12 protein-coding genes and 1 pseudogene are annotated in these 13,448 nt (G+C 34.3%); 10 read left to right on the top strand and 3 right to left on the bottom strand.

Annotated elements, in window-relative coordinates; genetic code table 11:
* The first annotated feature begins 49 nt into the window (after nucleotides 1-49).
* Together G9F74_RS06775 and G9F74_RS06770 are read left to right on the top strand one after the other, a co-directional pair.
* Nucleotides 50-1,660, top strand: a complete 1,611-nt coding sequence (locus G9F74_RS06775; RefSeq protein ID WP_016108199.1) for an amidase family protein — start codon at nucleotides 50-52, stop codon at nucleotides 1,658-1,660.
* A gap of 188 nt (nucleotides 1,661-1,848) precedes the next feature.
* The gene (locus G9F74_RS06770) at nucleotides 1,849-2,868 is read left to right on the top strand and encodes an AI-2E family transporter (protein WP_016108200.1); all 1,020 of its coding nucleotides are present in this window, start codon (nucleotides 1,849-1,851) and stop codon (nucleotides 2,866-2,868) included.
* Between the two features lie 48 nt (nucleotides 2,869-2,916).
* On the opposite strand, the pseudogene G9F74_RS06765 reads toward G9F74_RS06770, so the two are convergent.
* Both G9F74_RS06765 and G9F74_RS06760 read right to left on the bottom strand, forming a co-directional pair.
* Nucleotides 2,917-3,195: pseudogene (locus G9F74_RS06765) on the bottom strand (YesK family protein); the annotation flags it as partial.
* A gap of 115 nt (nucleotides 3,196-3,310) precedes the next feature.
* Entirely contained in the window at nucleotides 3,311-4,255 is a 945-nt protein-coding gene (locus G9F74_RS06760; RefSeq protein WP_000715319.1) for an L-lactate dehydrogenase, read from the bottom strand.
* A gap of 200 nt (nucleotides 4,256-4,455) precedes the next feature.
* On the opposite strand from G9F74_RS06760, the gene G9F74_RS06755 reads away from it, so the two are divergent.
* The 7 genes from G9F74_RS06755 (at nucleotide 4,456) to G9F74_RS06725 (ending at nucleotide 11,848) form a co-directional block, all read left to right on the top strand.
* Complete coding sequence (locus G9F74_RS06755) at nucleotides 4,456-5,892, top strand: flavin monoamine oxidase family protein (protein WP_000528019.1); 1,437 nt, start codon at nucleotides 4,456-4,458, stop codon at nucleotides 5,890-5,892.
* A 110-nt stretch (nucleotides 5,893-6,002) separates the two neighbouring features.
* Nucleotides 6,003-6,920 (top strand): CobW family GTP-binding protein, encoded by a 918-nt coding sequence (locus G9F74_RS06750; RefSeq protein ID WP_001044962.1) that lies wholly within the window; start codon nucleotides 6,003-6,005, stop codon nucleotides 6,918-6,920.
* Between the two features lie 282 nt (nucleotides 6,921-7,202).
* Nucleotides 7,203-8,420 (top strand): substrate-binding domain-containing protein, encoded by a 1,218-nt coding sequence (locus tag G9F74_RS06745; RefSeq protein ID WP_000062008.1) that lies wholly within the window; start codon nucleotides 7,203-7,205, stop codon nucleotides 8,418-8,420.
* Nucleotides 8,421-8,509: 89 nt separating this feature from the next.
* Nucleotides 8,510-9,283: an ABC transporter ATP-binding protein gene (locus G9F74_RS06740; RefSeq protein WP_000149304.1), complete on the top strand. Its 774-nt coding sequence runs from the start codon at nucleotides 8,510-8,512 to the stop codon at nucleotides 9,281-9,283.
* The gene (locus G9F74_RS06735; RefSeq protein WP_001196710.1) at nucleotides 9,261-9,962 is read left to right on the top strand and encodes a branched-chain amino acid ABC transporter ATP-binding protein; all 702 of its coding nucleotides are present in this window, start codon (nucleotides 9,261-9,263) and stop codon (nucleotides 9,960-9,962) included. Before G9F74_RS06740 ends, G9F74_RS06735 begins: the two co-directional genes overlap by 23 nt.
* A gap of 22 nt (nucleotides 9,963-9,984) precedes the next feature.
* Nucleotides 9,985-10,845: a branched-chain amino acid ABC transporter permease gene (locus G9F74_RS06730; RefSeq protein WP_000382809.1), complete on the top strand. Its 861-nt coding sequence runs from the start codon at nucleotides 9,985-9,987 to the stop codon at nucleotides 10,843-10,845.
* Between the two features lie 49 nt (nucleotides 10,846-10,894).
* Entirely contained in the window at nucleotides 10,895-11,848 is a 954-nt protein-coding gene (locus G9F74_RS06725; RefSeq protein WP_016108202.1) for a branched-chain amino acid ABC transporter permease, read from the top strand.
* A 91-nt stretch (nucleotides 11,849-11,939) separates the two neighbouring features.
* Here the strand turns inward: G9F74_RS06725 and G9F74_RS06720 are convergent, their stop codons facing one another.
* Nucleotides 11,940-12,728 (bottom strand): LysR family transcriptional regulator, encoded by a 789-nt coding sequence (locus G9F74_RS06720; RefSeq protein WP_000404971.1) that lies wholly within the window; start codon nucleotides 12,726-12,728, stop codon nucleotides 11,940-11,942.
* A 120-nt stretch (nucleotides 12,729-12,848) separates the two neighbouring features.
* On the opposite strand from G9F74_RS06720, the gene G9F74_RS06715 reads away from it, so the two are divergent.
* Nucleotides 12,849-13,397, top strand: a complete 549-nt coding sequence (locus tag G9F74_RS06715; protein WP_016108203.1) for a DUF4865 family protein — start codon at nucleotides 12,849-12,851, stop codon at nucleotides 13,395-13,397.
* Nucleotides 13,398-13,448 lie beyond the last annotated feature (51 nt).

The raw sequence follows: 13,448 nt of genomic DNA, 5'->3' as shown, positions 1-13,448 counted from the left end.
AACTCTCTTTTTTATATAACTGAGCAACTGTAAGAGTGGAGGAAGCAACATGAAAAAGTGGGTAAAGATAACGTTGTCTATCGCGGGAGGTATTGTCCTATTGGTATGTGCCGGTGGATATTACGTGTATAAAAATTATTTTCCAAAGGAACCAGAGCGTATTGTATATGATAAAGACAGAGTGTTAAAGCCGATACATAACCAGCTTAAAGGGATCAACATAGATAATGTAAAGATAAAAGAAAAAGCAGTTGTAAATGCAACTGTGGATGAACTTCAAAATATGGTCGATGATGGAAAATTATCATATGAAGAATTAACGAGTATTTATCTCTTTAGAATACAAGAACATGACCAAAATGGAATATCATTAAATGCTGTTACAGAGATTAATCCAAATGCAATAGAGCAAGCACGAAAGTTAGATAAAGAGAGGTCGTTAAATAAAAAATCGAACTTATACGGCATTCCTGGCATCGTAAAAGATAATGTACAAACTGCAAAAGTGATGCCGACAAGCGCAGGCACTTTTGTATTAAAAGATTGGGTTGCAGATGAAGATGCCACGATTGTGAAGAAGTTGAAAGAAGAGGGGGCATTTGTTTTAGGTAAAGCAAATATGTCTGAATGGGCGAATTATTTATCTTTTACAATGCCAAGTGGATATAGCGGGAAGAAAGGGCAAAATTTAAATCCGTACGGTCCAATTACATTTGATACATCAGGATCCAGTTCGGGGTCTGCTACAGTGGTTGCGGCAGATTTTGCACCGCTTGCAATTGGGACAGAAACGACGGGATCTATTGTCGCACCAGCGACGCAGCAATCTGTAGTTGGGTTACGTCCATCGTTAGGTATGGTTAGCAGAGCTGGCATTATCCCATTAGCTGAAGCACTTGATACTGCAGGGCCAATGGCAAGAACGGTAAAAGACGCGGCAACGTTATTTAATACAATGGTAGGTTATGATGAAAAAGATGCTATGACAGAAAAAATGAAAGATAGAGATAGAATAGATTATACGAATGATTTATCAATAGATGGATTAAAAGGAAAAAAGATAGGGATTCTTTTTTCTGTAGATCAACAAGATGAAAATAGAAAAGCAGTAGCAGAAAAGATTAGAAAAGACATTCAAGATGCCGGTGCGATATTGACTGATGATATTCAGTTAAGTAGCGAGGGTGTAGATAATCTGCAAACATTAGAATATGAGTTCAAACATAATGTTAACGACTATCTTTCGAAGCAAAAAAATGTGCCTGTAAAATCGTTAGAAGAGATTATAGCGTTTAATAAAAAAGATAGTAAAAGAAGAATGAAATATGGACAAACATTAATTGAGGGCTCTGAAAAATCTGCTATAACGAAAGATGAATTTGAAAAAGTAGTTCAAACGAGTCAAGAAAATGCAAGGAAAGAGCTAGATAGATATTTAGTAGAAAAAGGATTGGACGCTTTAGTCATGATTAATAGCGATGAAGTTCTTTTATCAGCTGTAGCTGGTTATCCTGAATTAGCGGTACCAGCAGGCTATGATAAAAATGGAGAGCCAGTAGGTGTTGTATTTGTCGGGAGGCAGTTTGGTGAAAAAGAACTTTTCAATATTGGATATGCGTATGAACAACAGTCTAAAAATAGACGTTCTCCTAAAATATAGAATTTAAAAATAGTTTTTAGGAAAGGATTAGATAAAAAATCAGACATTAAAAAAGAAAAAAAGGATTCTTCCAAATTAGTAAGAAAGATTGTCTATAGAAGTTCATAAAATGTAATAGTATTACAATGAATACGTTCGTTTTGTAATATATCAAATTTACATCCATAGAAGGGGGAGGTTAAATCTTAATGAATGAAGTGAAAAATTTTTTTCGAAGTAGAGGGTTTCAACGGTTTATCGTTTTAATAATATTAGCGTTTGTATTATACGGATTAAAAAGTATGATCAATTTAATATTAATTACGTTTATACTGACATTTTTAATGGATCGGTTTCAACGTTTTATTTCAAAGAAATTGAAAGTGAATCGAAAAATTGTTATCGCATGTTTGTATATAATATTAGTTTCCTTTATCGGCACGACATTGTATAAATATTTGCCTGTGCTAACGATACAAATTTCACAATTGATTTATCAATTTAAACTGTTTTTTCAAAATCCACCGGATAATGAGATCATTAAATATGCACTTTCGACAATTAATGGAATGGAAGTATCAAAATATATAGAACAAGGTGTAGATGTCATCTATCAATCGATAGCGAATATAGGAAAGGTGAGTTTACAAATATTATTGTCTCTAATATTAAGCTTATTTTTCTTATTAGAAAAAGAGCGTATTATTACATTTACTTCTAAGTTTAAAGAGAGTAGACTAAAGATTTTTTATGAGGAGATTGCATATTTTGGTGAAAGGTTTGCAAGGTCGTTCGGTAAAGTAATTGAAGCACAATTTTTAATTGCAGTTGTAAATTGTATCCTGACTGTCATTGCATTAATCGTTTTAGGATTTCCACAGCTTCTCGTATTAGCTGTTATGATTTTCTTATTAGGGTTGATTCCTGTTGCCGGCGTAATCATTTCACTGTTTCCACTTTGTATCATTGCCTATAACGTAGGTGGGGTTATGTACGTTTTGTACATACTAGTGTTCATTACAGTGATTCACGCTCTTGAAAGTTATTTTTTAAATCCAAAATTTATGTCTGCAAAAACGAATTTGCCTGTCTTTTATACATTTATGATTCTCATCTTTTCAGAGCACTTCCTCGGAATATGGGGGCTTATTATCGGGATACCGATCTTTATCTTTTTATTAGATGTACTTGACGTAAATAATGATAAATTGATTAAAAGCAATAAGTGATAGAAATAACCGATGTTGTCTTTTTTGAAAACATCGGTTATTTCTTATTTTTTTTGGAGGAGGTAGTTTTATAAATTTATTTGCAATTAAAGCTATAATAACAGCAGCAAAAATAAGGACCGCGATTATGCCAATCCCCATACCTGCCCATCCTCCTATAAGGAACATACTTATCGGTATTGCTAATAAGCTTAAAATAATAAGGATCAACCCGAGATTCTTATCATATTTTTTAGTTGGAAATAGCGTTCTGATGATTAAAAAGAGAAAAAGTATTAATGACGCTACAGCTAGTAAGAGGATGACAATTGTCCAAGAATCATCCATAAAATCACTCCTTTCTATTATGGATAATATTACGGTTTAGATTGAGGGTGAACAATAAAAATATAAAAAAGCAATCCAATATGAATTGGATTGCTTTTTTGAATGAAATATACGATTAAAGAACGGGAGCCATTGTTTCTTTCAACACTTGAACAGAGTGATCGAATTTTAATTCTTCGTCTTCACTTAATTCTACTTCTAAAATTTCACGAACACCGCCACGATTTAAAACAGCAGGTACGCCGATATAAACATCTTTTTGACCGTATTGACCTTCTAAGTATGCTGAAACTGTTAATACGCTATTTTCGTCGTTTAAAATAGCTTTTGTAACACGTAGAAGTGACATACCAATACCATAATAAGTTGCACCTTTGCGCTCAATAATATGGTAGGCTGCATCACGAACATTTATGAAAATTTTGTCTAAATCTTCTTGTGTGTATGTGTTGTCTTTATCAAGAAGCGTTTGTAGTTTTTGAATACCAACTGATACGTGACTCCATACTGGAAGTTCTGTATCGCCATGTTCTCCGATAATATAAGCATGAATGTTGTGTGGACCAATGTCGAAGTACTCACCTAACATATAGCGGAAACGAGCAGAGTCAAGCGTTGTACCAGAACCGATTACTCGTTCTTTTGGTAAACCAGATTCTTTCCAAGTAACGTACGTTAAAATATCTACAGGGTTTGTTGCGATTAAGAAGATGCCATCAAATCCGCTATCCATAATACTGCGAACGATTTGTTTAAAGATTTTAGCGTTTTTCTCAACTAAATCTAAACGTGTTTCACCTGGCTTTTGTGGTAATCCAGCTGTAATGACTACAAGATCAGCATCTTTACAATCTTCGTAGCTACCTTTCCATACTCTAGTTGGAGCTGGTGCAAATGGAACAGCGTGACTTAAATCCATTGCTTCTCCTTCGGCTTTTGCTTCATTTACATCAACTAAAACAAATTCTTCAGCTACAGCTTGGTTAATCATGCAGTAAGCATAGCTACATCCAACTGCACCTGTTCCTACTAATACAACACGGTTAATACCTTTTTTCATTTCACAATTCCTCGCAATTTCATTGATTTTATTATGTAAGATAATACGTCCTACTTCTATAAATTCATATCTAGTTTATTACATTTTATAAAAGATATTCAAGTATTTGAAAATGTATCCGTTCAAATTTGCGAACAAAACATAGGAATTCAGTTAACTGAATATAATTCAGTAAAATCCTTTTTAAAAGGGGAAATGGTATGGGGAATCCATTATCGATGGAACAAATGCTTCAAATTGTTCATGAAGGGCTTGCCAAAACGAATAACCCCAAACAAATTACAGTTGCCGGTGCAGGGATTTCTGGATTAGTTGCAGGTTCTTTATTGAAAGAGGCTGGACATGAAGTAACGATTATAGAAGCAAATAACAGAATAGGTGGCAGGGTGTATACGATTCGTGAACCGTTTAGTGCGGGTTTATACTTTAATGCAGGACCGATGAGAATTCCTGATACGCATGAGTTAACTTTAGCGTATATTCGTAAATTTAAACTACCGTTAAACCTTTTTATAAATAAAACTTTTGCAGATATCATTTATACGAATCATATTCAAACGAGATTGAATGTGTTTGAAAATGATCCAAGTATACTTGAATATCCGGTTTTGGATAAAGAAAGAGGAAAAACGGCAGAAGAGCTAATGCTTGAAGTATTAGAACCAATACTAAATTATATTAAGAAGGATCCTAATAAAAACTGGTTTATCGTTGAAAAAAAGTATAAAACGTATTCGCTTGGTTTATTTTTAATGGAGTATTATTCGGATGGAGCAATAGATATGATTGGTGTACTTCTTGATATGGAAGCATATATGGGAATGTCTTTAATTGAAGTATTACGGGAAATGATTTTTTTTACTTCAACGGCGAAATATTACGAGATAACGGGCGGGATGGATGCATTACCAAATGCATTTTTACCACAGCTAAAGGATAATATTTTTATGTCCTATAAAGTAGAAAAAATAATACAAGAAGATAATAAAGTGATGCTGCAAGTAAAACATGAACAAACGTTAGATCCATTTACAATAACAAGTGATATTGCTATTATCACAATTCCGTTTTCGGCGTTACGATTTGTAGAAGTTCAGCCATTTCATTTATTCACTTATTTTAAAAGACGAGCAATTCGTGAATTAAATTATATTGCTGCAACTAAAATTGCGATAGAGTTCAAAAGTAGATTTTGGGAAAGAGTCGGGCAGTATGGTGGGAAATCTATTACGGATTTACCGATACGTTTTACATATTATCCGAGCTATGGCATTCAGTCACCAGGGGCAGCTATCGTTATAGCAAGTTATACGTGGGCGGATGAGGCTTTAACATGGGATAGTCTCCCGCATAGAGAGCGTATTCGTTACGCATTGAAAAATTTAGCGCAAATATATGGGAATGTAGTCTATAGTGAGTTTATAACAGGGGAATCTTTTAGCTGGAGTAAGAATACGTATTCTTGCGGAGCATTTACAGCTTTTGAACCAGGCCAAGAGCTAGAATTATTTCCTTATATTGCGTCGCCGGCTGGAAACGTACACTTTGCAGGAGAACATACAACGTTGACACATGGGTGGATGCAGGGAGCGATTGAGTCTGGAATTAGAGTTGCTCATGAAGTAAATGAAAAGTGAAGATAGAAGATATATTTACAAATTGTTATTCTTTTAATAAAATGATAAATATAAATCGTAATTATTACGCTTTGAATACGTTTGAAATAAAGAAATGGATGGTTGATCAAATGAATAAAGTGGAAATTCATATATTAGGTGGTTTTTTAGGTAGTGGAAAATCAACATTATTACAAAATTTATTAGTAGCGGAGAAGAAGAAGAATAGAAAAGTTGCTGTTTTAATGAATGAAATTGGTGAATACTCAGTAGATACAGATATTATTGGTAAAGAGAATGTGTTAAGAGAATTACTAAAAGGATGTATTTGTTGTACGTTAAAGGAAGAACTTGAAATACAATTGCATTCATTATATCAGCAAGAAAGACCAGATGTAATTTACATAGAAACAACAGGCGTCGCACATCCAATTGAAGTGTTAGATGCATGTGTATCACCAATTTTAGCACCTTTCTTAGAAGTGAAATCAATTGTAGTCGTTTTAGATGCAGTAAGATGGTTAAATCGAAGTATATTAAGTGCAAATGTGCAACAGTTACTGCATGAGCAAATGAAATTTAGTAGTCACCTTCTTATTAATAAATCAGATTTACTAACAGAAGAAGATAAGAACAAAGTACTTGAAGAAGTGAAAGCAATAAATAATCATGCGAAATTGTTTGAAACAAAATATTGTAATATATCTTTAGATGATATAGAAGAAGCTGAATTTGTGAGTGCTGGGGAACACGAGACACTTCATGTTAAACAGCATTTACATATACAAACGATGACGTATCAATTTACGAAATCGATTGATCAAGACAAATTATATGAATGGCTTTCGAATTTACCAGATAGTATTTATCGAGTGAAAGGTTTTGTGAAATTCCATGGAGATAAATACCCTCATCTATTCCAATATTCGTTTGGCGTACCAACTTTACTAGAGCAAGATTTTGGTTTCCCGACAAACTTGGTAGTAATCGGGGAAGGGCTAGATAAGAAACAATTGGTTGAAGGGTTAGAAAAGGTAGAAAATAATTAAGTGCTTTTTATGTAGGCTGCAATAATTAACTTAAGTTAATTATTGCAGCTTTTTTCGTGATGAATACTGTAATGAAACAGTATTTTCAATTGGATAACGGAATATATATTGATTGTATGTCCATTTCCATTTAATAGGAAGGTGATTATAGATTTGTGCCGAATGTAGAGGATACTACAAGAGTTTTCCATTATCTATCTTATAGTTTAAAAGTCATGATTACGGGCAGGGGAATTTGGCGTGTTTGATTCTATCAGAAAGTAAAGTATGGGGAGGATCACAATGTCGATGAAAAAACGTAAGTGGCTAAAAACGATGTTTACTGGTTGTGTTTTAGGTTCGTTATTAATAACGGCAGCTTGTTCAGGAAAGAAAACAAGTACAGAGGATGAAAAAACGATTAAGGTAGGGGTTCTTGCATCATTAACAGGTCCATTAGAATCGTATGGAAAGCAAACAGTGAACGGATTTGAATTAGGGTTAGACTATGCAACTGGTGGAACAGGAAAAGTGGAAGGGAAAAAAATTAAGTTTGTAGTAGAAGATACGGAAACGAAAGCCGATGTAGCGGTAAAGAAAGCTACGAAATTATTAGAAGAAGAGAAAGTTGATTTCTTAGTCGGATCGTCTAGTTCAAGTGATACGTTAGCGGTTTTACCACTTGCTGAAGAATATGAAAAAATTATGGTTGTAGAACCGGCAGTTGCTGATAGTATTACCGGGAAGAACTGGAATAAATATATTTTTAGAACTGGAAGAAGTTCCTCACAAGATGCGATTGCAGGAGCAGCAGCAATTGCGAAAAAAGATGTAAAGATTGCGACGTTTGCTCCAGATAACGCTTTTGGTCGTGAAGGGATTGCGGCATTTAAAGCGGGTGCGAAAAAATTAGGAGCAAACATTGTAAACGAGCAATACGCTGACACGAATTCAACAGATTTTACGGCAAATATTCAAAATATCATTAGCTCAAAACCAGATTACTTATTTATCGTTTGGGCAGGGGCAAATTCACCTTGGAAACAGTTGAAAGATATGAATGTGGAAGCGCAAGGTATTAAAGTCTCTACTGGTGCACCGGATATACCAGCATTAAAAACGATGGATGCATTAGTAGGAATGCAAGGTTTTTCTGTTTATTATCATGCACTTCCAAAAAATAAGGTGAATGACTGGTTAGTTGAAGAACATAAAAAAAGATTTAATGGTGCAGTACCAGATTTATTTACAGCAGGAGGAATGTCAGCGGCAATTTCCATTGTGGAAGCATTAAAGAAAACAAATGGTGATACAGATGTAAATACATTGATTAAGAAAATGGAAGGAATGGAATTTGATACACCGAAAGGAAAGATGAAATTTAGAGAGAAAGACCACCAAGCGATGCAGACGCTATATTCTATCACGTTGAAAAAGCAAGATGGTGTTGATTATCCGGTACCAGTGTTAGAGCGAGAATTAACGATGAAAGAGACAGAACCACCAGTTCAAAATAAATAGACTGAATTTTCTGTTGTTTTTGTATAAAGAGGGGATACCCTCTTTATACGTATTTCTTTCATACTGAAAGCTTTAAAGGGAGGGATTTCGTGACACATTTGTTAGAGACGAAAAATCTTTGTGTATCTTTTGGTGACCATCATGTTATTAAAGATGTTAATTTAACGGTACAAAAGGGAAAGCTCATTTCAATTATTGGACCGAATGGTGCCGGCAAGACAACGTTATTTAACTTACTAAGTGGACAAATTTCTCCGACGAAAGGTGAAGTGTATTTTAAAGGAAAAGAGATTACAAAATTATCGATTTCAGACCGAACAAGATTAGGAATCGGGCGCTCTTTTCAGCTTACAAATATATTCCCAGAGTTAACGGTACTTGAAAATGTACGTTTAAGTGTTCAATCATTCGTTCAAGATTATTACAGTTTTTTCCCGAATGTAGCTAAGTTAAAGCAGCAAACTGGAGAGGCGAGACGTCTTTTAAAAACAGTGCTACTTCATGAGAAAGAGGGGGTATTAGCAAAAGATTTAGCTCACGGGGAAAAAAGAAAGTTAGAGCTTGCTATGTTATTAGCATTAAAGACAGATGTATTACTGCTTGATGAGCCAACTGCGGGTATTTCAGTTGAGGAAGTTCCGGCTATTTTACAAGTGATTGAAAATATTAAAAAACATCCAGAGAGCACAATCGTACTCATCGAACACAAAATGGATATGGTACTAGGTTTGTCGGACCATCTTATCGTTTTATTTCATGGCGAGTTATTAGCGGAAGGGTTACCAGAAGAAATGATGAAAGATGAGCGTGTACAAAGTGCTTATTTAGGGGGATTATATAGTGGCTCTATTACAAGTGAATAATATAGAGACGTATTTAGATCAGTTTCATATTTTACAAGGGGTATCACTCACTGTTGAGAAAGGGACGATTACTGTACTGTTTGGAAGAAACGGGGCGGGAAAAACAACAACGTTGCGATCGGTTATGGGATTTCATCGGATAGCAAATGGTGAGATTTATTATGATAGTACGCAAGTCAATGGATTATCTACACATTTAATTTCAAGAAAAGGAATAGGCTATGTACCAGAAAATCAAGGGATTTTTCATGATTTAACAGTAGAAGAGACGTTCGCACTTGCGAGTGGAAAAGGAGAAGAAGTTGACGAGAAAATAGATTGGATGCTCGAGCTATTTCCTGATTTAAAGCAGTTTTGGAATAAGAAAAGTGGGCTTTTAAGCGGGGGACAAAAACAAATGTTGGCTATTTCAAGAGCGTTTATTAATAGTGATGGACTATTGCTTATTGACGAGCCAAGTAAGGGGCTATCACCAATTATGATAGAAAAATTAATGGTAGCAATTTTGAAAATGAAGGAGAAAACGACTGTTTTACTTGTTGAACAAAATTTTATGATGGCTAGTCAAATCGGTGATTATTTTTACATTATGGATAATGGGCGTATTGTGCATAAAGGTTTTATGAATGAACTGCGAGAGGATAAAGAAACATGTCATAAATATTTAGGTATTTCTTAACATTGATACGGGGGGATAGAACGTGGATGTGTTAATAAACTTATTTGTAAACGGCGTTTCAACAGGGATGCTTATTTTTTTATTAGCATCAGGTCTTTCACTTATTTTCGGCCTAATGAGCGTTTTAAACTTTGCACATGGTGGTTTATTTGCATGGGGAGCTTTTACAGGCGTTTGGTTATTTAATATGACAGGTAGTTATGTGTTAGCGTTAGTTGGAGCGGTTGCTATGGGAATGTTGCTTGGTTTTATTTTAGAACGATTTCTTATTAGGCCAGTGTATGGAAACCATGTTCGCCAGCTACTCGTTACACTCGGAGGAATGCTCGTTCTTAGTGAGTGTATAAAAATATTTTGGGGACCGAATCCAATTAGTGCAAAGTTACCGATATGGTTACAAGGTAGCTATACATTTGGAGGGGTTATATTAATAAAATACCGGTTGTTCGTTATTTTAGTTGGGATACTAATTTACATTGCTCTACTATTACTACTCAAAAAAACAAAGATAGGTCTTATGATCCGCGCTGGTGTAATGGATAAGGAGATGGTTCAAGCACTCGGCATTAACGTGAAAGCTATATTTTCGTTCGTCTTTCTATTAGGAGCAGGAATGGCAGCGTTAGGTGGATTCTTATTTGCACCATATTCAGGCGTTGTTTTCGCCGAAATGGGTATGCAATATGCAATTTTAGCTTTCATTGTAGTAATAATTGGAGGGTTAGGTAGCGTCCAAGGTTCAGCTATCGCTTCTTTAATTGTCGGATTAGCCGGAGCTTTTACAGCATATTTCATGCCAGATTTATCACTTGCAATCAATATGTTAATGTTACTGTTTTTCTTAATAGTGAAGCCAACTGGACTTGTTGGTGAAAAGGGGTGAAATGGTGAACAACACATCGAATCGAATTAAAGTATACTTCGGAGTATTTATGCTCATTTGTTTAAGTGTATTTCCGTTCGTAAATGATTCACGGAGCTTGTTAATTTTGTTCACTCAAATCTTCATCTTTGCTATTTTTGCAATGAGTTTTGATATATTGCTTGGTTATACAGGAATTGTATCGTTCGGCCACTGTATGTTCTTTGGAATAGGAGCATATGGGGTAGCACTTTTATTCGATCGGCAAGGTGTATCAATAACAAACTTTTTCATAGGTATAATAGCGGCAATTATCGTTTCAGCAATCGTTAGTTATATAATCGGCTTGCTTTCTTTACGGTTGAAAAGTCATTTTTATGCAATGTTAACGCTCGCTATTTCACAGTTGTTTTTCGTACTTGCTGAAAAATGGCGTGGGCTAACTCACGGAGGAGATGGATTTACATTTGGAGTACCAGAAATGTTCCGTGATCGTTTTACATTTTATTATGTAACGTTTATATGTTTAATCAATATTTTCATTTTGCTACGTCTTTTCACAAAATCTTCAATTGGGAAAGTATTAAAGGCAATTTCACAAAATGAACAAAGAGTTGAAGCACTTGGTTATAAAGTTCTTCATTATAAAATTATCGCAAGTGTAGTGGCAGGAATAGTTGCAGCGATTAGCGGTGGTCTATTCGTCATCACATTACGCTTTGTAAATACCACTGTATTTTCAATTGAAATGACGTTAAATGCATTATTAATGACAATGATTGGAGGGGTTGGAACGTTAATCGGAGCCATTGCAGGAGCTGGTATCATTGAATCACTAAAATATTATTTATCAGAATTAGCGACGGAGTATCCGATTTTTGAAAGATGGACGATTATTCTAGGGTTATTGTATATAATCGTGTTACTAGTTTTTCCGAAAGGATTAGTTGGAACGGTTAAGCAGTTGAAGAGTGTTAAAAGGAGTAAGAAGGAGAAAAGCGCAGGTGTGGAGCAGAACGTGTGAAAAATCAATTGTATATAAAAAAAACCCCTCTTTTATATACGTTCAAGAGGGGTTTTTATTTTGAAAAAAGTTTGTAAACAAAGTCATTCTATTACTCAAATAGTTCATCAGGGGTATGCTTAATAAAGTTTCGATTCGTAAAAAAATGAACAGCTAATTTCTCTATTGGAACATTTTCAATTGTTACTAACTTATCATTTTTAATCGGTAAAAAAGCTATCCCATTTCCCTCAACGATAAATTCTTCCATAAGCGAATAAGAATCTAACTGTTGAAGTTGGCGCTGAGATAGATTGTTTTCTTTTAAAAATTGTATTGTCTTATTTCTAAAAGGGCACTTCTTGTCATTACTAACGAAGAAAAGTTCTTTTGAATAGTCAATGGTACACTTTTCTTTCGCTTTTAATAAACCTACAGAAATTGAAGTGGTGAATACTTTTTTAAACGCTGCGTCAGGATAATCCTCATAAGTTATGACCATATCAACTTTTTGTTGCTGTAACAGTGTTTGTAAGTGGCTACTACTTTCAATGTATAGTTGGTAACTCCTAAAATTTTCTTTAATGCGCATACTTAAATAATTTGTCAAAATAGATTGTGATGTCGCAATTACATAAGAAGAACCACTCGTTTTAATTTCATTTTTTGCTTCTTCTAACAGAGTTAATATTCTATTCGTGTAGTCTAATAAAATGTCACCAGAAGGTAACAATGAAACACCTTTGTTATCTCTATGTAGTAATGGTGTTTCTAACTCTTGTTCTAATTTTTTTATTCGCTCCGTTATATTCGGTTGCACATAACCTAGCTCTTTAGCAGCTTTACTAATAGAGCCTTCATTCGCTACAGTTTTAAATATGATAAGATCATTTATTTCCATTCATTTCAGCCCCTTATACGGTATCATTATAAATGATACCAAACATAATTTATACCTATTTTACGTTAGTTAGCCATCGGTTTATCATTATGTATATAAGATTGAAAGTGAGTGATAAACATGATTGGAATGCAATATAAGGTTATTTTTCCAAAGGATTATGATATAAGGATTATTAGAGAAAGGGTAAAAAAGAATGGTCATAAAACAGATGGTTTTCAGGAGTTGAATTTTAAGGCCTATTTAATTACTGAGGCAGGTAAGGACGGGAATTTCTATAATTGCTATGCACCTTTATATATTTGGAATGGTCATGAAGGGATGAACAAATTTATCTTTGAAGGGTATTACGATAATATTTTACAATCGTTCGGGTGGCAACAAATAAATATAGGTGTTCCATTCGTTGTTAATGTAAGTAATGACTTTAGAAAAAGTAGATATGTTGTTGAATATGTAGGGAGTATTTCTCAAATGGATTCATTGATTGGGGCTCAATTTAATATTTCGAATCAGAATGTCCAGAATACAGAAAATTGTATAGGGAATGTAATAGTCTATAACCCAGATAAGTGGGGATATAGTCATTTTGATTTTTATGAAGAAAAGCCTGAAATTGAAGCAATGAAGGATATTACAATATATGAAGTTCTACACATTTCACAGTAGATGTGGAATTGAAATATAGATTAATTATTTATAAAAAATCCATTTTGATTC

The organism is Bacillus sp. EKM202B (genome assembly GCF_011066025.1).
In the GTDB taxonomy this organism is placed as follows: Bacteria; Bacillota; Bacilli; order Bacillales; family Bacillaceae_G; genus Bacillus_A; species Bacillus_A toyonensis.
Note: the sequence above shows the minus strand (reverse complement) of the source record. Positions and strands in the feature narration are given on the sequence as shown.